The sequence below is a fragment of the Micromonospora sp. NPDC047465 genome (genome assembly GCF_040643125.1).
Taxonomy (GTDB): domain Bacteria; phylum Actinomycetota; class Actinomycetes; order Mycobacteriales; family Micromonosporaceae; genus Micromonospora.
Window position 1 is genome coordinate 114,767 of sequence record NZ_JBEYTP010000013.1, and the last position, 16,146, is coordinate 130,912.

The window sequence follows — 16,146 nt, forward strand, 5'->3', positions numbered from 1 at the left end:
CTCCCCCATCCGCACCACAAGTCGCATCAGGTTACGCAATGCGGGAGGACGCCCCGATCACCGGCTCACCGCAACCCGGGGCCGACCCGGGCGGTCGGAAACACGACGCGCCCGGCAGACTTGACGGGAGCGAGGATGTCCGCGCGGCCCGGTTCGAAATAAGGTTCACCCATGCAACAGCGACCGCTCGGCCGAAGCGGGCTGGCGGTTTCGCGGCTCGCGCTCGGCACCATGACGTGGGGCCGGGACACCGACGCCGACGATGCGGCCGCCCAGCTGAAGAGTTACCTCGACGCGGGCGGCAACCTGATCGACACCGCCGACGTCTACGGCGACGGCGACGCCGAGTCGGTCATCGGGTCGCTGCTGGGCACCCTGGTGCCGCGCGAGGAGTTGCTGATCGCCACCAAGGCGGGGCTGCGGCCGGGCAGCGGCCGGCGCCGCGACGGCTCCCGGGGGCACCTGCTGCGGACGTTGGACGCCTCGCTGCGCCGCCTCAACACCGACCACGTCGACCTGTTCCAGGTGCACGGCTACGACCCCGACACCCCGCTGGAGGAGACCCTCGCGGCGCTGGACCACGCGGTGGCCAGCGGCCGGGTCCGCTACGTCGGGGTGTCGAACTTCTCCGGGTGGCAGACCGCGCGGGCGGCCGCCTGGCAGGCCGCCTGGCCGGGCCGCGCCCCGGTGGTGGCCGCGCAGGTGGAGTACTCGCTGCTGGAGCGGGGCGTGGAGCGGGAGGTGCTGCCCGCGTGCGAGGCCCTCGGGCTGGGGGTGCTGCCCTGGTCGCCGCTGGGCCGGGGGGTGCTCACCGGCAAGTACCGGCACGGCCGCCCCGCCGACTCGCGGGCGGCCTCGCCGCACTTCGAGCGGTTCGTCGCCACCTACCTGGAGCCGCGCTGCTCCAGCATCGTGGAGGCGGTCGCCACCGCGGCCGGCGGGCTGGGTGTCTCGCCGCTGGAGGTGGCGCTGGCCTGGATCCGCGACCGGCCCGGGGTGGTGGCCCCGATCCTCGGCGCGCGGACGGTCGGGCAGTTGCTCGGCGCGCTCCAGGTCGAGCGGATGACGCTGCCGGAGGAGATCATCACCGCGCTGGACGACGTGTCGGCCGTACCGGTCGGCTACCCCGAGCGCGACGGCTGACCTGCCCCGCCACGGCGGCGCCAACGCGTCGGAAATCATTGACATGTCGGCAATCTCCGACATAACTTGTGGTGGTGCCCGAAGACGACGTGTTCCTCGCGCTGGCGAGCCCGGTCCGCCGCAGACTCCTGCAGCTGCTCGCCGAGGGGCCTCGTACGGCCGGCGACCTGGCCAACCAGTTCGACCTGAGCCGGCCCGCGGTCGCCGAGCACCTGCAGGTGCTGCGGCGTGCCGAACTGGTGCACGACGAACCCAGCGGCCGGCAACGGCACTACCACCTCACCGCGGAGCCGCTCGCCCAGGTCGGCGACTGGCTCCACCCGTTCGAACGATTCTGGCGCCAGCGACTGCGTTCGCTCGCCGACGTCGCCGAGGAGGACGAGTGACCGCGACCAACACCGACACCATCGCCATCGACCAGTTCGTCGCCGCCCCGCCGAGCAAGGTCTGGCGCACCCTCACCGAGCCCGAGCTGCTCGCCCGCTGGTGGGTGCCCGGCGACATCGCCGCCGTCCTCGGGCACCGCTTCCACCTCCAGATGCCCGGCTGGGGAGCGGTGGCCTGCGAGGTCGTCGAGGTCGTCCCCGAGGAGAAGCTCGTCTACACCTTCAACGAGAGCTGGACACTGACCTGGCGTCTGGTCGCGGAGGGCAACGGCACCCGCCTGTTGTTCGAGCACAGCGGGTTCGACCTCGACCGGAAGTCCGAACGGGACGCCTTCGACCGGATGGGACCCGGGTGGCGGGACAAGGTGCTGCCGCAGCTCGCGCAGACCGCTTCCCGACGCACCGACTGACGTTCCGCCAGGGCACGCCGGGGCGGGGCCGACACCGGCTCGGGGGTGCCGCTGGCGCGGCCTGCACCGGATCGGGGTGCCGCTGGCGCGGCCGGTGGCCGTGGCGGGTTCTGTCGCGCTCCGCCCCCCCTGCCACACAGGACACCGGCGTCCACGCCGCTCGGCGGACGCCGCCGGCTCAGGTCGTGGGGCGCCGACCGGGGATGTCGCGTACAGCGGCGAGGAAGCGCGCCTGGTCGTCGCGGGCGGCCGGGTTGACGACCCGGATCCAGGAGCCGTCGTCGAACACGATGGTTGACGGGAACTGCACGAGGCGGGCGGCGCCGTGGTCGGAGTCGATCCGGGCGATGCGCCTCCGCTCCACGCTCCACAGCACCTGGGGGCGGCGGCGGTCCTCCCGATCGGGGTCGGGGCGGCGACCCATCCGCAACAGGTGCAGGTGGGTGTCGGTGACGACGAGCGGGGTGCCGGTGTAGCGCTCCAGGAACAGCAGCAGGCTGCCGGCGAGCGTGGCGAGGTCGCCGCTGAAGACGTACCGCCGCCGGTAGGCGATCTCCGCGAGCTGGTCGGCCAGCGGCCGGTAGCGGCTGAGCCGGAACAGCGCCCGGAACGCCTCCTGTTCGGCGGTGAGCGGCAGCGGCTGCCGGGGCTCGGCAGCCGGGCCCGGCTCGTCCGTCTCGGCCGCCTCCGGGGTGTTCGCCGCGAGGACGGCCGCCCTGCCCGGCAGCAGCAGGACGCCCGCGACGACCCGCACGGGCGTCATCACGGCGTCCACCCACGCGACCGGGTTGACGACGTGGAGCAGCCCGAACAGCGCGCGCGGGTCGAGCGCCTCGGCCAGCTCCGCGTTCACCCGGTCGGCGAGCTGGCCGCCCGCCCGGTGGTTCTCGGGCGCCCGCACCGGCGCCAGGCCGACGTAGCGGATCTCCTCGCCGGGCAGCAGCGGCGCGACCAGGGCGCGCTCCGGCTCGTCGCTGGTGCGGAACTCGTCGCGCAGCTCGCGGGCCTTGTCGCGGGCGGCCCGCGCCCCGCCGAGCACCGCGTCGGTCAGCCGGCCGAGTCGACCCCTGGCACCGGTCACGCCCCCACCCCCTCGATCGGCCCTCACCGGCCGGCCGGTTGCTCCGCCGGCTGCCCGAAGACATTCTGGTCGATCCACTCGGCGCCGCCGGCCACCGCCCCGTCGATCTTGTCGTCGATCTGGTCCGTGCCGGGCACCGACAGCCCCGAGACCACCGCGACGGTGCCCCAGGTCGCGCCGTGCACCACCGCGTTCGGGACGTTCCACGGCAGGTTGGTGACGAAGTCCCGGCCGATCATCCGCGCCCCGTCGGCCATGCCGTGCGCCCGCAGCGCCCCGACGCGCTCGAAGGTGCTCATGTCGAACGGCGTGCCCGACTTGCCGAGCTTCCAGCTGCCCTTCGCCGGATCCGTGAACTTGTGGAACCACTTGTCGGGGTCGCCGGCGGCGCGGCGCTTGTCGGCGTACTTCTGGCCGGTGCGCAGCGCCTTCTGCTTGTCGACCAGCTTGTCCAGGTGGTTGCGCAGCCTGCGCAGGTGGTGGAGCACCCGCTGGAGCAGCCGGATGACCTTCTGCAGGTGCGCCGCCAGCGGGCGGATGATCTTCAGCATCCGGGCGAGAGCGATCATGCCCCGGGTGACGCCCAGCGCCACGCCGGCCGCCCAGGACGCGCCGGCGGTGAACGGCGCCATCAGCAGCGCGGTCACCAGCGTCACCAGCAGGAAGTTGACGAACTCGACGCAGATGTCGACCAGCACGTCGTGGACGGCCTGCAGGGCGTCGGCGACGCCGCGCAGGTATTCGGCGGTGGCGGTGAACTGCGCCGCGACGTCCAGCAACTGCTGCTCGACCTCGGCCAGCCGCCGCCCGTACGCCTCGCCGGCCGGCGAGCGCCACCCGGCCCGCTCGGCCTCCCGCACGCCGCGGTGGCCCATGGCCAGCTCGCGGACCTGGGCGGCCAGGGCGTCCCACTCGGCGGCCTTGGCGCGCAGCGCGGCCGGCTCGCCGTCGACGAGGTCGACGAGCTGGATCAGCGGCCAGGCCAGGGCCCGGCAGACGCTGTCGACCGCCTTGTCCACGCTGGAGAGTGCGCCGTCGATGCCGTTCCACAGCTCGACGGCGGTTCCCGCCGGCCCGCTCACCGGGCCATCCCGGTGCCGATGGCGCGGAAGGACGCGTCGATGTCCTGCTCGTTGCGCTCGTACGCCTCGGCCGTCCCGCTCAGCGCAGCGCCGACGCGCTCGAACGCGTCGTGGCCGGACCGGAACAGCTCCATGCCGCCGCTGACCTGCTCGGCGTACTTCTCGCGGAGCAGGTCGCTGACGAACGGCAGGTGCCCGAACGCCCCGTCGGGAATGTCGCCCGCGGACGCGATCCGGCTCTCCAGCGCGGTCAGCGAGGTGGCCACCTGTTTCGCCGCCGCTTCCAGTCGCCGTACCGCCTGCACGTCGACGTCGATGTCCCCCATGCCGTTCCTCCCCGTCGCCCGGCGCGACGACGATACGATCATGCGGCTGCCGGTCGCCACCCCGGACCGGCGCTGCGCCCGGGAGCAGCTAATAGTGGTTGCTTTCCTTTCTAGAGCTGTCCATAGTTGACTGTTGTGGGGAGTGTCTATCGGATTGGCGAGTTTGCCGAGCGGGTGGGCCGTTCGGTGAGCACGGTGCGCCGGTGGGAGGCGGAGGGCCGGATCACGGCCCGTCGTCTGCCGTCGGGGCAGCGGTATTTCGACGATTCGGATGTGCGTAGGGTGCTGCAGCCGGGCTTCGCCGCCGACCGGCGGAGGGTTGTGGTGTACTGCCGGGTCTCGTCGCCGGGTCAGAAGTCTGACTTGGCCTCGCAGGTGGCGGCGATGCAACAGTTCTGCCTCGCTCGGGGTCTGGCCGTGGACGAGTGGATCAGCGAGGTCGGCGGCGGGATGGACCTTTGCCGCAGGAAATTCCTGGCGTTGATGGACGCCGTCGACCGGGGTGAGGTCGCCACGCTGGTGGTGGCGCACAAGGACAGGTTGGCCCGGTTCGGGTTCGACTTGCTAGAGCATTTGGCGGCGCGCGGCGGCTGCGAGATCGTCGTCGCCAACCAGGAGTCCCTGTCCCCGCAGCAGGAGCTGGTCGAGGATTTCCTGGCCATCGTGCACACCTTCTCGGGCCGGCTGTTCGGTCTGCGCCGCTACGAGAAGGAGTTGAAAAAGGCGGACTTGACCATGGATGGTGGCCGGTGAAGGTCACCCGGATCGCCTACTCCGCGCACCTAAATCCGGGCAAGTACGCCGCTCTGGTGGAGCAGGCCCGCCGGTTGGGTCGGGTGCGTAGTGAGGTGTGGCAGCGTTACGGCTCGATCCTCGCAGTCGGGTCCGGGTTGAGAGACCGGCAGGTGCGGGACCGCTGGTTGGCCGACGGCATCCACGTGCGGTTTGGTGTGTTGGCGAATGCGTGGAAGGAAACGGTCCGCGACGCCATCGCCGACATCGCAGCGAACATGGAGGCGGCCAAGGTCGACGTCCGGCGGGCGATCAGCCGACGCACCAACGATCCGGGCGAGCGTAAGCGGATGTTCACCGCGCTGCGGGCCGACCAGTGGGCCAGTGATCCGTTCCTGGCCCGGCAGATGCGCGAGCATTGGAAGCGGGGCCGTAACCGCACCCAATGCGGCGCCTTCGGCCGCCGTAGTGGCGACCGGTTTCACTGCACCCGATGCGGGGTGGTGTGGCAGGCCGACGTGAACGCCGCGATCAACATCCTGCACCGAGCCGGCGACCCGACATCGCCCTGCACACCCCACACCACAAGGTGAAGCAGATCCTGCAGGACCGGACCGATCGCCACCGGACCAGACTGCCGGTCCAGGACTCCAGCCCGGCCACCGCTGGGCGGAGAGCGAATCATCCGAACTGCTCAGCCATGAGCAACGAGTAGGAAGCAGGTTGTCATGTCCGACCCGCTGTCCGCGTTCGACGCCCTCGCCGGACGGCTCGCCGACATCGAACGCCGTTTCGCCGGTCTCAGGGACGACCTGGACGAGATGACCAGCACCGCGACCGACGACAGTGGACTGGTGTCCGCGACCGTCGACGCCACCGGCGAACTGACCGACCTGAGCTTCGCGCCGACCGCGCTGCGGGTGGGCACGGAGAACCTCGCGGCGATGGTGCTGGCGGCGTACCGGCAGGCTCGGACGGCGGCGGCGGAGCAGCTCGGCGAGCGCACCGAGGGCCTCGACGTCACGCTCGGCGCGGGCCTGGGCGAGATCTTCGGCACTCCCGGCGACTTCGCCTCGCTGGGCCGGCTGGAGGAGGCCATGGGGCGGCTCGGGCGGCTCGACGGGCGCCTCCCGGGGTCGCCGGCATGACGTCGCCGGGCTGGCCCGACGTCGTCGCCCAGCTCCACGACACGCTGTCCCGCTGCGACCACGACACCGATCTGGAACTCGCCGCGGGTCCCCGCCGGCTGCACCTGATGGTGCGCCGGAACCGGGTCCGGGGGATCTGCCCGGCCTACGACGAGCGGCACCTCGCGGAGCTCGGTTGGCAGGCGCCGCGGGGCGCCGGCGGCTGGTGGCACGAGACGCCGCGCACCCCCGAGGGCCTGCGTTGGTGGAGCGGGTTCGTGGCGCGGACCGCCGCCGCGGTGCTCACCACGGAACCCGACGCGCTGTCCTGCCAGATCCTCCCGCCCACCGGCCCCCGGGTGCGGCCGGCGCCGACCCTGCCGCGCCCGGCACGGCCCCGGCCCCAGGTAGCCGCGCCGCCCGTCCTGCCGGTGGCGGCGCCGCCCGCCGGCCCGGCCGTACCCGTGGCCCCGCCGGCCGCGCCGCCGCCCCCGCCCGTTCCCGCCGTCCCGCAGCCGCCGGCCGGGGACCGGCCGGGGCGGAGCGGAGCGGCCGCCACCTCGGCCCACCGGCCCGCCGACGGCCTCGCGCCCACCGCCGACGCCCGGGACGGGTCGGCCCGCACCGGGTCAGGGCCGGCCGCCGCCGCCGTCGCCGTCGGGGGCGGGGGCGGGCCGGCGGGGGACGGCCGGACGGTGCAGGACCTTCTCGGCGACGCCGTCGCGCGGCAGGACCTGCCGGCGTACCTCGGCGTCCTGGCCGCCGCGACGGTGTGCGTACCGCTGGCGGCGGAGCCGGGCCCGGACCGCGACGTGCCCTGGACGGTCGTCGCCGACGCGTCCGGCGCGTCGCTGCTGCCCGTCTTCACCACGCCGGACGCCCTGACCGCGTTCGCCGGGTCGGGCGTGCCGTTCGTCGCGGTGCCCTGCGCGGACCTGCTCGCCGACTGGCCGGACCCGGCGTGGGGGCTGGCGGTGGACGCCGGCACCCCGCGGACGCTGCTCCTGGCACCGCCGGCGCTGGCCGCCCTGCTGGCGGCGAACCCGCCCGTCGACAGCGCGCCCCTCGACTAGGGACGGTGTCGGGGCCTGCCGGTGTCGGGTGGACCGGCCGGGTACGGGGGCGACGACGGGCCGCGGCCCGGGGTGGGTCACGTCACATCCGGGCGTCGGACGGCGGCGCGGGTCACCGACGAGGGGGTGGCGGACGGCCGCCGGGCTGGGCAGCATAGGGCTCATGGACTACGAGTACGCGCCGCTGCGGCTGCCGCCGAACGTCGACCGGTTGACCGCCGCGGCGCAGTTGGCGATCCAGGCGGAGTTCTCCGGGTGGGAGTTGGCCCGGGTGCGGCTGTTCCGCGACGGCACGCGCCAGGTGGTGCTGCGCCGCCGACGGGTCAACCAGCCGCAGCCGGGCCTGTCGTACTGATCACCGGCGGCACCGCCGGTACGCGGACGCCCCGGGGCCCGGCCGAACTGCCGGGGGCCCCGGGGCGTCGCCGCCCTAGTGGGCGTGGTCGTGCTCGTCGTCGAGCTCCAGGAACGGGTGCTCGTCGAGCCGGCCCACAAGCCGGTCGTCGGGTGCCGGCTGGAACGGGCCGACCGGGTCGTCGTCGTCGAAGGACTCCAGGTCGACCGGGGTGCCGACCTCGCTGACCATCACCACACCGTCCAGCGGCTCCAGCTCCGGCACGTCCAGCGCGCCGAGTGAGCCGTCGCCGCTCTGGAGCAGCTCCAGCACCGCCTCACCGACCCCCTCGACGGGTGCCGGCTCGTCGTCGGCCGGGGTGCCCTCCCGGCGGGCCGCCTCGGCCACCCGGATCAGCGCCGAGACGCTCGGCACCCGGTAGTCGCGCCGCTGGCGCACCGAGATGACCCGCGGGTGCGGGTCGGTGGGCTCCACGCCCTCCCCGCCGAAGCGCTCGTCGGCCTCGTCCGGGTCGATCGACTCGACGTCCCAGGGGGTGACCTCGCCGAAGGCGTCCAGGAGTTGCTCGTCGTACGCGAAGGAGGCGTTGTTCAGGGCGACGTACGCCTGCCAGACGTCGTCGTCGTCGACGCGGCCCTGCGCGGCGCGGACGGCGGCCAGGTGGTGGCGGGCCGCATCGATCACGCGCTCGAGGGCGGCGTCCAGCTCACCGTGCTGGTCGGTCATGTGGGTCAGTCCCTTCACGATGGGGAGGTTCCCCGGCGGAACACTGGCGTTCCGGACGGGGGCTAGCAGGTGCGGAGGAACCGGTCGAGAACCCGCACGCCGAACTGTAGTCCGTCCACCGGAACGCGCTCGTCGATGCCGTGGAACAGCGCGGAGAAGTTCAGGTCGGCGGGCAGCCGCAGCGGCGCGAAGCCGAAGCATCGGATGCCGAGCTGGGAGAACGCCTTGGCGTCGGTGCCGCCGGAGAGCATGTACGGCACCGGCCGGGCCCCCGGGTCCTCCGCGCGCAGCGCCGCCGACATCGCGTCGACCAGGTCGCCGTCGAACGTCGTCTCCAGCGCGGGCTGCCGCTGGATGTACTCGATGACGATGTCCGGGCCGACCAGCTCGCGCAGCTGGCGCTCCAGCAGCTCCGACTGCCCGGGGAGGCTGCGGCAGTCGATGGTGGCGGTGGCCCGGCCGGGGATGACGTTGTCCTTGTAGCCGGCGGCGAGCCGGGTCGGGTTGGCGGTGTTGCGGATCGTCGCGCCGATGATGTTGGCGATCGGCCCCAGCTTGGCGATGGCGGCCTCCGGGTCCTCCGGGTCGAGTTCGATCCCGAGCAGGTCAGAGACCTCCTCGAGGAAGGCCCGGACGGTGTCGGTCACCACCACGGGGAAGCGGTGCCGGCCGACCCGGGCCACCGCCTCGGCGAGCGCGGTGACGGCGTTGTCGTCGTGCACCATCGAGCCGTGCCCGGGCCGGCCCTTGGCGCGCAGGCGCAGCCAGTCGATGCCCTTCTCGGCCGTCTCGATCAGGTAGAGCCGCTGCTCGTCGTTGACGGAGTAGGAGAAGCCGCCGACCTCGCCGATGGCCTCGGTGCAGCCGTCGAGGAGATCGCGGTGCCGCTGGACGATGAAGTGTGCGCCGTAGTCGCTGCCGGCCTCCTCGTCGGCGGTGTACGCGAGCACGATGTCGCGCGGCGGGCGCACCCCGGTGCGCTGCCAGTGCCGCACCACGGCCAGCACCATCGCGTCGAAGTCCTTCATGTCGATCGCGCCCCGGCCCCACAGGTAGCCGTCGCGCAGCTCCCCGGAGAACGGGTGCACCGACCACTCGTCGGCGTCGGCGGGGACCACGTCGAGGTGGCCGTGCACGAGCAGGGCGCCGCGGCTCGGGTTGGTGCCCGGGATGCGGGCGACCAGGTTGGCGCGGCCCGGCGCCGACTCGTGGATGACGGACTCGACGCCGACCTCGGCCAGCTTCTCCGCCACGTATTCGGCGGCGACGCGTTCGCCGACGCTGGTGTCGTTGTCCCCGGTGTTGGTGGTGTCGATCCGCAGGAGGTCGCGGCACAGGCCGACGACCTCGTCGGTGGGGTCGGGAAGGGCGGAGGCGGGGTCGCTCGTCATCGGTTCTTCATACCAGCCGACCGGTCCGCTCCGGTCGCCCCGTCCCGCCCCTGTGGCGCGGCGGGGCGGGTCCGCCGGGGCGGGCGCGGACCGCCGCCCGGTTTCGCCGCCGGCGCGGTCGGGTACCGCCGGTCGCGACCGCACCCCACCACGTGCTCCGCCCGCCGCCCGAGGAGGGCACCATGACCGTTCCCCTGCCGCCGCTGCCGCCCACCGGAGAGGACGAGACCTTCCGGCCGGGCGGGCGCAGCATCGCCGACATCGTCGACGCCGAGCACCGGCAACTGCGGGAGCTGCTGCGCCGGCTCACCGACGCCGACCCCGAGCCCGCCCCGGAACGGGGGCTGGAGGTGCTGACGGCGGCGCTGTCCCGGCACCTGTCCGCCGAGGAGCAGTACCTGCTGCCCACGGTCCGGGCCGCGCTGCCCGACGCCGCCGACCGGGTGGACCGGGCGCTCGCCGACGACGCGGCCCTGCTGACCGCCCTGGGTGGGCTCGCCGACGACGGGCTGGCCGAGGTCGACGCGCGGGTCCGCCGCCACGTCGAGGAGGTCGGTGCCCTGGTCGCGGCGCTGCGCGAGGTGGCCAGCCCCGAGGAGCTGATCCGCCTGGGCAACCGGCTGGAGATCGCCGAGGAGGCGGCCCCGACCCGACCGCACCCGGGCATGCCGGCGACCCCGCCCTGGAACCGGGTCGTCGAGCCGGCGGTGGGCGTGGTCGACAAGGTGCGCGACGCCGTCACCGGCCGCCCCACCTATCTCGCCGACCTGGCCGAGCCGCCGTCGAGCTGAGCCGCCGGCTTTCCCGCCGGGCGCCCCGGCCACCGGTCCGGAAAACATCGGAGAGTGTTGATCCGTTCAGGGCCTTCCGCCAGCCGCTGCGGGGTCATACCGTCACTCTATGAATCTGGAGCTGCGTCACCTGAGGGTGGTCTGCGCGATCGCGGAGACGGGGAGCGTGACCAAGGCGGCCTCGGCGCTCGGCCTGGCCCAGCCGGCGCTCACCGCCCAGCTCCAGCGCATCGAGCGGACGCTGGGCGGGCCGCTGTTCGAACGGGACCGCCGCGGCGCCCGGCCCACCGTCCTCGGCGAGCTGGTCCTCGCCCGGGCCCGGGTGCTGCTGCCGGCCATGAAGGGCCTGCAGGACGAGGCGGCCCGGCTGGCCGGTGCCGGGGACGCCCCCCGGCGCTACCGGTTCGGCGGGGTGAACAGCCCGATCCTCGGTCGGCTCGTGCACCGGCTCGCCGCCGATCCCCCGCCGGCCCAGATCACCACCCACGCCTCCTGGTCGGCGGAGGAGCTGACCCACCTGGTCGCGGGCGGCCGGCTGGACTTCGCGCTGATCGGGGTGTGCGGCGATGCCGCGCCGCCGGCCGAGTACGGGTTGAGCTGGCGGGAGGTTGCCGTCGACCCGGTGCTCGTCATGCTGCCCGAGCAGCACCCGTTGGCCGGCCGGGCCGAGGTGCCCCTGGCCGACCTGCGCCGCGAGCAGTGGGTCGCCGCGCCCGGCGACGGCTGCTTCGGCGACTGTTTCGCCGCCGCCTGCGCCCGCGCCGGCTTCACCCCGCGGAAGTTGTACGAGGCCGACGTGCGCGTGTGCATCGACATGGTCGACTCCGGCGAGGCGGTGGCGCTGTGCCAGGCCACCTTCCGCCCGGTCGCCGGGCTCGTCACCCGGATGCTGGCCGGGACCCCGCTGCGCTGGCGGCTGATGCTCGGCTGGCACCCCGACTCCCCCGCCGCCGGGGACGCCGAGGTGGTGCTGGAGACCGCGCTGGCCGCGTACACCGACTCGCTGGCGGCGCATCCGGAATACCTGTCCTGGCTGCTGCGCAACCCGGGCTTCGGGGCGCGGGGGCTGACGGCCGCCGGGACGGACCGGGTGCGAACGGCGTGATGTCGGGTATCTGGCGGGCATGACCGATCTCTACCCCGCCGCCGACGACCGGGAGATCCTCCGGCAGGCGGCCGCCGCGCACACGTCCGCCGCCCGCGACGTGGAGGCCTTCCTGCGCCGCCTGCCCGAGGTGCCCGACCCGGCGGACGTCACGGAGTACGCCACCCTGCTCACCCGGGAGGAGCGGACGCGCGCCGACCGCGAGGCGGCGGCCGACGCCGCGGGCCTCACGATCGGCAGCCTGGAGAGCGACCAGGGCTGAGCACACGGGGCCGGCGGCGCCCGGGAGGTGTTTCCCGGGGCGCCGCCGGCTCGTGTCGACGGGGACGGTTCAGCGTTCGACGAGGACGTCGTGGCCCAGGTCGAGCAGCGAGTGCCGCCACTCGTCGTCGGCGTTGCCGCGGTCCGGCTTGGCCTCCAGCAGGTTCTCGATCTCGTCGATCGCGTCCTGCATCACCTTGATGTCCTCCGGGGTGAGGTCGACCTTGCGCTTGGTGAGCACCTTGAGGATCTCCCGGCCCAGCGCGGGCAGGTCGAGGTCCGGGTTCGGCCCGAACGCCTCCTCCCCGGAGCCGCGGGTGAGCAGCCACTGCCGCAGCTTCTCCGACGGGACGTTCACCTGGGCGTGGAAGTCGTCCCAGAGCACCTCCACCTCGGGATCGAGCCGCTGCTCGCGTACCATCAGCCCTCCTCTCGACGGTGACGGTCGGACGCCACCGGCTCCGGCTCGTCGCCCTGCTGCTGGCCCAGGCCCTCCGGCGGCACCTGCACCCGGGCGGGGTTCGCCGTCGGCGGCGCCAGGATCGGATCGGTGCGGTCGGTCTCTTCCTGGGTCTCCTCGGGTTCGGTCATGTCCGCCCTCCGGGTCATCGGGGATGGGACGTGCTGGCCGCGGTGTATCCGCGCTCGCCGGCGGTCACGTCGAAGGCGAGTCGGCCGTCGCGGGCGTCGACGACGACCTTCTGGCCGGGCGAGATGGCCGATTCCAGCAGCATCCGGGAGAGGTGGTTGTCCACCTCCCGCTGGATGACCCGGCGCAGCGGCCGCGCGCCGAACTCCGGCTGGTAGCCGTGCTCGGCGAGCCAGTCGATGCCGGCGGTGGTGAAGTCGACCTCGATGTCCTGGGCGTGCAGGCGGCGGCGGGTCTCCTCCAGCATCAGCTCGGTGATCTGGCGCAGCTGCTCGGCCTCCAGCCGACGGAAGATGATCACCTCGTCGATGCGGTTGAGGAACTCCGGCCGGAAGTTCTCCTGGAGCCGGCGCATCAGCCGCTCGCGCAGCTCCTCGCGCTCGGCGTCGGTGCCCGGCGCGCCGGTGCCGAACCCGACCGCGCGCTGGGTGCCGGTGATCAGCTCCGAGCCGAGGTTGCTCGTCATGATCAGCACGGTGTTCTTGAAGTTGACCGTACGTCCCTGGCTGTCGGTGAGCCGGCCGTCGTCGAGCACCTGGAGCAGGATGTTGAACACGTCCGGGTGGGCCTTCTCGATCTCGTCGAGCAGCACCACCGCGTACGGGCGGCGGCGCACCGCCTCGGTGAGCTGGCCGGCCTCCTCGTAGCCGACGTACCCGGGCGGGGCGCCGACGAGGCGGCTCACCGTGTGCCGCTCCTGGAACTCGCTCATGTCCACCCGGACCATCCGGTCGGACTCGCCGAAGAGCGCCTCCGCGAGGGCCCGGGCCAGTTCCGTCTTGCCGACGCCGGTCGGCCCGAGGAACAGGAAGCTGCCCATCGGCCGTTCCGGGTCGGCCAGCCCCGTCCGCGAGCGGCGGACCGCCTCGGCGACCGCGGTGACCGCGTCGTCCTGGCCGACCACCTTCTCGTGCAAATAGCCCTCCAGGCGCAGCAGCCGGTCGCGTTCCTCCTCGGTGAGCTGGCTGGCCGGGATGCCGGTGGCCCGGGAGACCACCTCGGCGATCTCCTGCGGCCCCACCGCCGGCACCTGCGAGGTGGTGCCCTCGTCGCCCCGGGCGCGGCGGATCTGCTCCTCCAGCTCGGCGAGCCGGTCGCGCAGGGTGGACGCCTTCTCGTACTGCTCGTCGGCGACGGCCTGCTCCTTGTCCCGGCGTACGTCGTCGAGCTGCGTCTCCAGCTCGCGCACGTCGGAGGCCGGTGTGCGGGTGCGCAGCCGGACCCGGGCGCCGGCCTGGTCGATCAGGTCGATCGCCTTGTCCGGCAGGTACCGGTCGGTGATGTACCGGTCGGACAGCTCGGCCGCGGCGACCAGCGCCTCGTCGGTGAACCGCACCTGGTGGTGCGCCTCGTAGCGGTCCCGCAGGCCGCGCAGGATCGCCACGGTGTCCTCCACGCTGGGCTCCGGCACGAACACCGGCTGGAACCGGCGGGCCAGCGCGGCGTCCTTCTCGATGCTCTTGCGGTACTCGTCCAGGGTGGTCGCGCCGATCACCCGCAGCTCGCCCCGGGCCAGCGCGGGCTTGAGCATGTTGGAGGCGTCCATGCCGCCCTCGCTGCCCGCCCCACCCGCGCCGACCAGGGTGTGGATCTCGTCCAGGAAGACGATCAACTCCTCGCGGTGCGCGCGGATCTCGTCGATCACCTTCTTCAGCCGCTCCTCGAAGTCGCCCCGGTAGCGGGTGCCGGCGACCAGGCCGGCGAGGTCGAGCTGGACCACCCGCTTGCCGAGCAGCGTCTGCGGCACGTCGCCGTCGCAGATCCGCTCGGCGAGGCCCTCCACGATCGCGGTCTTGCCGACGCCCGCCTCGCCGATCAGCACCGGGTTGTTCTTCGTACGCCGGGACAGGATCTCGACGGCCTGCTCGATCTCGTCGGCCCGGCCGATCACCGGGTCGATCTGGTCGTTGCGGGCCAGGTCGGTGAGGTCCTGGCCGTACTGGTCGAGGGTGGGGGTGCCGCGGTCCGGCTTCGGACCGGCCATCGGCCCGCGCTCGGCGCTGGCCGCCTGCAGGGACTCGGGCTGGATCCGGCCGGCGGCGAGCATCCGGCCGGCGGGCGACTCCGGGTTCAGCGGCAGCGCCATCAGGATGTGCTCGGGGCCGATGTAGTTCGCGCCCATCGCCCGGGACAACTGGTGGGCGTCGAGCAGCGCCCGTTTCGCCGCCGGCGTCAGCGACAGGTTCGGCGGCACCTCGCCCCGGGGCGCGCCGTCGCCGCGCCCGCCGAGCGCGTTGAGCAGCGTGTCCGGGTCGGCGCCGGCGCGGCGGACCAGGTCGCGCAGCGGCTCGCGTTGCAGCGCTGCCCACAGCAGGTGGTCGGTGTCCAGGTCGGTGCTCTGCCGCTGGGCGGCCCGCCGGGCCGCGTCGGCCAGCATCTCCCGGGCGTCGGCGGTCATCAGCCGGGTGATGTCGACCCGGTGCGCGGGTCGGCGCCCACCCTCGCCCCGGCCGAAGTACCGGGCCAGGAACTCGTCCCACGGGTCGGAGCCGAAGTCACCGGGTCCCATCATGTCTTCCTCCGCTGCTCGGGCGCGGCACGGTCGCCAGGGGCTACCCGGCGGCCGGCCCGACAAACGCCGCCGCCCGCCGAGGCAACCCGCGTACGCCCGGCACGCCGCCGCCGGCGGGGCGTACGCGGAGGGAAGGGCCCCGGTCCGCACACCTGCCGCCGGCGACGTGGCGACGGGGGCGGGGTGGCAGGCTGGCGGCATGGAGCCGACGCCGCTGCTGATCGTGGACGCCGCCAACGTGGTGGGTTCCCGCCCGGACGGCTGGTGGCGGGACCGCGCGGGCGCCACCGCCCGGCTGCGCGACTCGCTGGTCCGGGTGGCCGACGACGGGCTGCCCCCGGAGCTGCCGGCCCCGGTGGAGGTGGTGCTGGTGGTGGAGGGCCGGGCGCGGAACGTGCCGAGCGCGGCCGGGGTCCGCGTGGTCGCCGCGGCGGGGTCCGGGGACGACGCCGCGGTCGAGCTGGTCGCCGACGCGCCGGAGCGCCGGCGGCTGGTCGTCACCGCCGACCGTGAGCTGCGGGAACGGGTCGCGGCACTGGGCGCCGAGGTGTACGGCCCGCGCTGGTTGCGGGACCGGACCGAGCCCTCCGACCAGTCCCGTTAACCGGACTCGCGGCGCTTCCGGTCGACAACCGGTCAGCGGGGCAGGAACACTGACAGGGCGGATGTTCTCCCGCCGCAACCGATAGGCTCTAATGGAGGCCTCCCCGCCCCCAGGAGGTTTCGCCGTGGCGAGCGTCGCCGAGCTCAAGGCAGCCATCGATGTCGCGCTCCAACAGATCGGCGACGGCCAGAGTGCCGTGCAGGCGGCCGGCGAGAAGCTGGCCGAGGCGCAGCAGACACTGGCCGGCGCGCTGGAGGGCAGCGGCCACGAGACGGTCGAGGCGGCCCAGTCCTCGCTGACCCAGGCCAGCCAGGAGCTGGAGGAGTGCCTCGCCGCGACACTCGTCGCGGTCGAGCAGGCGCAGCTCTACGTCGCGACGCTCTGAGGCCGGG

21 protein-coding genes are annotated in these 16,146 nt (G+C 73.9%); 13 read left to right on the top strand and 8 right to left on the bottom strand.

From position 1 onward, the window contains the following. Nucleotides 1-171 precede the first annotated feature (171 nt). The 3 genes from ABZ793_RS14775 to ABZ793_RS14785 all read left to right on the top strand — a co-directional run bounded on the left by ABZ793_RS14775 (nt 172) and on the right by ABZ793_RS14785 (nt 1,939). Nucleotides 172-1,143 carry an aldo/keto reductase gene (locus ABZ793_RS14775; RefSeq protein ID WP_350687314.1) on the top strand — a complete coding sequence of 324 codons (972 nt, stop codon included), beginning with the start codon at nt 172-174 and terminating at the stop codon, nt 1,141-1,143. A 74-nt stretch (nt 1,144-1,217) separates the two neighbouring features. Next, entirely contained in the window at nt 1,218-1,529 is a 312-nt protein-coding gene (locus tag ABZ793_RS14780) for a metalloregulator ArsR/SmtB family transcription factor (RefSeq protein ID WP_357457002.1), read from the top strand. Continuing rightward, nucleotides 1,526-1,939 carry an SRPBCC domain-containing protein gene (locus ABZ793_RS14785; RefSeq protein WP_357457004.1) on the top strand — a complete coding sequence of 138 codons (414 nt, stop codon included), beginning with the start codon at nt 1,526-1,528 and terminating at the stop codon, nt 1,937-1,939. The genes ABZ793_RS14780 and ABZ793_RS14785 overlap by 4 nt, the downstream gene beginning before the upstream one ends. 178 nt (nt 1,940-2,117) lie before the next feature. Here the strand turns inward: ABZ793_RS14785 and ABZ793_RS14790 are convergent, their stop codons facing one another. Genes ABZ793_RS14790 through ABZ793_RS14800 form a run of 3 tightly spaced genes read right to left on the bottom strand, consistent with a single transcriptional unit; the run spans nt 2,118 to nt 4,428 of the window. After that, nucleotides 2,118-3,020 (bottom strand): hypothetical protein, encoded by a 903-nt coding sequence (locus ABZ793_RS14790; protein ID WP_357457006.1) that lies wholly within the window; start codon nt 3,018-3,020, stop codon nt 2,118-2,120. 23 nt (nt 3,021-3,043) lie between these two features. Further along, the gene (locus ABZ793_RS14795; protein ID WP_357457008.1) at nt 3,044-4,102 is read right to left on the bottom strand and encodes a hypothetical protein; all 1,059 of its coding nucleotides are present in this window, start codon (nt 4,100-4,102) and stop codon (nt 3,044-3,046) included. Further along, entirely contained in the window at nt 4,099-4,428 is a 330-nt protein-coding gene (locus ABZ793_RS14800) for a hypothetical protein (RefSeq protein WP_357457010.1), read from the bottom strand. Before ABZ793_RS14800 ends, ABZ793_RS14795 begins: the two co-directional genes overlap by 4 nt. Before the next feature lie 135 nt (nt 4,429-4,563). Here ABZ793_RS14800 and ABZ793_RS14805 point away from each other — a divergent pair, with 135 nt between their 5' ends. The 5 genes from ABZ793_RS14805 (at nt 4,564) to ABZ793_RS14825 (ending at nt 7,715) form a co-directional block, all read left to right on the top strand. Beyond that, entirely contained in the window at nt 4,564-5,181 is a 618-nt protein-coding gene (locus tag ABZ793_RS14805; RefSeq protein WP_357457012.1) for an IS607 family transposase, read from the top strand. Then, nucleotides 5,178-5,753 (top strand): zinc ribbon domain-containing protein, encoded by a 576-nt coding sequence (locus ABZ793_RS14810; RefSeq protein ID WP_357457014.1) that lies wholly within the window; start codon nt 5,178-5,180, stop codon nt 5,751-5,753. The genes ABZ793_RS14805 and ABZ793_RS14810 overlap by 4 nt, the downstream gene beginning before the upstream one ends. A gap of 135 nt (nt 5,754-5,888) precedes the next feature. Continuing rightward, the gene (locus tag ABZ793_RS14815; RefSeq protein ID WP_357457016.1) at nt 5,889-6,308 is read left to right on the top strand and encodes a YbaB/EbfC family nucleoid-associated protein; all 420 of its coding nucleotides are present in this window, start codon (nt 5,889-5,891) and stop codon (nt 6,306-6,308) included. After that, nucleotides 6,305-7,360 carry an SseB family protein gene (locus ABZ793_RS14820; protein ID WP_357457018.1) on the top strand — a complete coding sequence of 352 codons (1,056 nt, stop codon included), beginning with the start codon at nt 6,305-6,307 and terminating at the stop codon, nt 7,358-7,360. The genes ABZ793_RS14815 and ABZ793_RS14820 overlap by 4 nt, the downstream gene beginning before the upstream one ends. A 163-nt stretch (nt 7,361-7,523) precedes the next feature. Continuing rightward, complete coding sequence (locus ABZ793_RS14825) at nt 7,524-7,715, top strand: DUF5703 family protein (protein ID WP_053655860.1); 192 nt, start codon at nt 7,524-7,526, stop codon at nt 7,713-7,715. A 75-nt stretch (nt 7,716-7,790) separates the two neighbouring features. Here the strand turns inward: ABZ793_RS14825 and ABZ793_RS14830 are convergent, their stop codons facing one another. Continuing rightward, nucleotides 7,791-8,441, bottom strand: coding sequence for a hypothetical protein (locus ABZ793_RS14830; RefSeq protein ID WP_350704635.1), 651 nt, complete (start codon nt 8,439-8,441; stop codon nt 7,791-7,793). A gap of 62 nt (nt 8,442-8,503) precedes the next feature. After that, a complete protein-coding gene (locus ABZ793_RS14835; RefSeq protein ID WP_357457021.1) occupies nt 8,504-9,832 on the bottom strand; it encodes a M20/M25/M40 family metallo-hydrolase in 1,329 nt (442 codons plus the stop codon). Nucleotides 9,833-10,014: 182 nt separating this feature from the next. On the opposite strand from ABZ793_RS14835, the gene ABZ793_RS14840 reads away from it, so the two are divergent. The 3 genes from ABZ793_RS14840 (at nt 10,015) to ABZ793_RS14850 (ending at nt 11,990) form a co-directional block, all read left to right on the top strand. Next, entirely contained in the window at nt 10,015-10,623 is a 609-nt protein-coding gene (locus ABZ793_RS14840) for a hemerythrin domain-containing protein (protein WP_357457023.1), read from the top strand. A gap of 109 nt (nt 10,624-10,732) precedes the next feature. After that, nucleotides 10,733-11,728, top strand: coding sequence for a LysR family transcriptional regulator (locus ABZ793_RS14845; protein WP_350704388.1), 996 nt, complete (start codon nt 10,733-10,735; stop codon nt 11,726-11,728). 19 nt (nt 11,729-11,747) lie between these two features. Further along, a complete protein-coding gene (locus tag ABZ793_RS14850; RefSeq protein WP_357457025.1) occupies nt 11,748-11,990 on the top strand; it encodes a hypothetical protein in 243 nt (80 codons plus the stop codon). 69 nt (nt 11,991-12,059) lie between these two features. Here ABZ793_RS14850 and ABZ793_RS14855 read toward each other — a convergent pair whose 3' ends face one another. Genes ABZ793_RS14855 through ABZ793_RS14865 form a run of 3 tightly spaced genes read right to left on the bottom strand, consistent with a single transcriptional unit; the run spans nt 12,060 to nt 15,150 of the window. After that, entirely contained in the window at nt 12,060-12,410 is a 351-nt protein-coding gene (locus ABZ793_RS14855; protein ID WP_350704392.1) for a DUF3140 domain-containing protein, read from the bottom strand. Next, on the bottom strand, nt 12,410-12,580 hold the full coding sequence (locus tag ABZ793_RS14860; protein WP_350704394.1) for a hypothetical protein: 171 nt from the start codon (nt 12,578-12,580) through the stop codon (nt 12,410-12,412). Before ABZ793_RS14860 ends, ABZ793_RS14855 begins: the two co-directional genes overlap by 1 nt. A gap of 14 nt (nt 12,581-12,594) precedes the next feature. Next, entirely contained in the window at nt 12,595-15,150 is a 2,556-nt protein-coding gene (locus ABZ793_RS14865) for an ATP-dependent Clp protease ATP-binding subunit (RefSeq protein WP_357457028.1), read from the bottom strand. A 199-nt stretch (nt 15,151-15,349) separates the two neighbouring features. Here ABZ793_RS14865 and ABZ793_RS14870 point away from each other — a divergent pair, with 199 nt between their 5' ends. Together ABZ793_RS14870 and ABZ793_RS14875 are read left to right on the top strand one after the other, a co-directional pair. Then, nucleotides 15,350-15,754 (top strand): hypothetical protein, encoded by a 405-nt coding sequence (locus ABZ793_RS14870; protein WP_357457030.1) that lies wholly within the window; start codon nt 15,350-15,352, stop codon nt 15,752-15,754. Between the two features lie 124 nt (nt 15,755-15,878). Then, nucleotides 15,879-16,139, top strand: coding sequence for a hypothetical protein (locus ABZ793_RS14875; RefSeq protein ID WP_089000636.1), 261 nt, complete (start codon nt 15,879-15,881; stop codon nt 16,137-16,139). Nucleotides 16,140-16,146: the final 7 nt, after the last annotated feature.

Bases quoted from the DNA above. Each gene is read 5' to 3' on its own strand.
- ABZ793_RS14800 (WP_357457010.1), bottom strand. From the start codon at position 4,428: ATGGGGGACATCGACGTCGACGTGCAGGCGGTACGGCGACTGGAAGCG.
- ABZ793_RS14830 (WP_350704635.1), bottom strand. From the start codon at position 8,441: ATGACCGACCAGCACGGTGAGCTGGACGCCGCCCTCGAGCGCGTGATC.
- ABZ793_RS14855 (WP_350704392.1), bottom strand. From the start codon at position 12,410: ATGGTACGCGAGCAGCGGCTCGATCCCGAGGTGGAGGTGCTCTGGGAC.
- ABZ793_RS14825 (WP_053655860.1), top strand. From the start codon at position 7,524: ATGGACTACGAGTACGCGCCGCTGCGGCTGCCGCCGAACGTCGACCGG.
- ABZ793_RS14815 (WP_357457016.1), top strand. From the start codon at position 5,889: ATGTCCGACCCGCTGTCCGCGTTCGACGCCCTCGCCGGACGGCTCGCC.
- ABZ793_RS14840 (WP_357457023.1), top strand. From the start codon at position 10,015: ATGACCGTTCCCCTGCCGCCGCTGCCGCCCACCGGAGAGGACGAGACC.
- ABZ793_RS14860 (WP_350704394.1), bottom strand. From the start codon at position 12,580: ATGACCGAACCCGAGGAGACCCAGGAAGAGACCGACCGCACCGATCCG.
- ABZ793_RS14870 (WP_357457030.1), top strand. From the start codon at position 15,350: ATGGAGCCGACGCCGCTGCTGATCGTGGACGCCGCCAACGTGGTGGGT.
- ABZ793_RS14865 (WP_357457028.1), bottom strand. From the start codon at position 15,150: ATGATGGGACCCGGTGACTTCGGCTCCGACCCGTGGGACGAGTTCCTG.
- ABZ793_RS14845 (WP_350704388.1), top strand. From the start codon at position 10,733: ATGAATCTGGAGCTGCGTCACCTGAGGGTGGTCTGCGCGATCGCGGAG.
- ABZ793_RS14820 (WP_357457018.1), top strand. From the start codon at position 6,305: ATGACGTCGCCGGGCTGGCCCGACGTCGTCGCCCAGCTCCACGACACG.
- ABZ793_RS14850 (WP_357457025.1), top strand. From the start codon at position 11,748: ATGACCGATCTCTACCCCGCCGCCGACGACCGGGAGATCCTCCGGCAG.
- ABZ793_RS14835 (WP_357457021.1), bottom strand. From the start codon at position 9,832: ATGACGAGCGACCCCGCCTCCGCCCTTCCCGACCCCACCGACGAGGTC.
- ABZ793_RS14775 (WP_350687314.1), top strand. From the start codon at position 172: ATGCAACAGCGACCGCTCGGCCGAAGCGGGCTGGCGGTTTCGCGGCTC.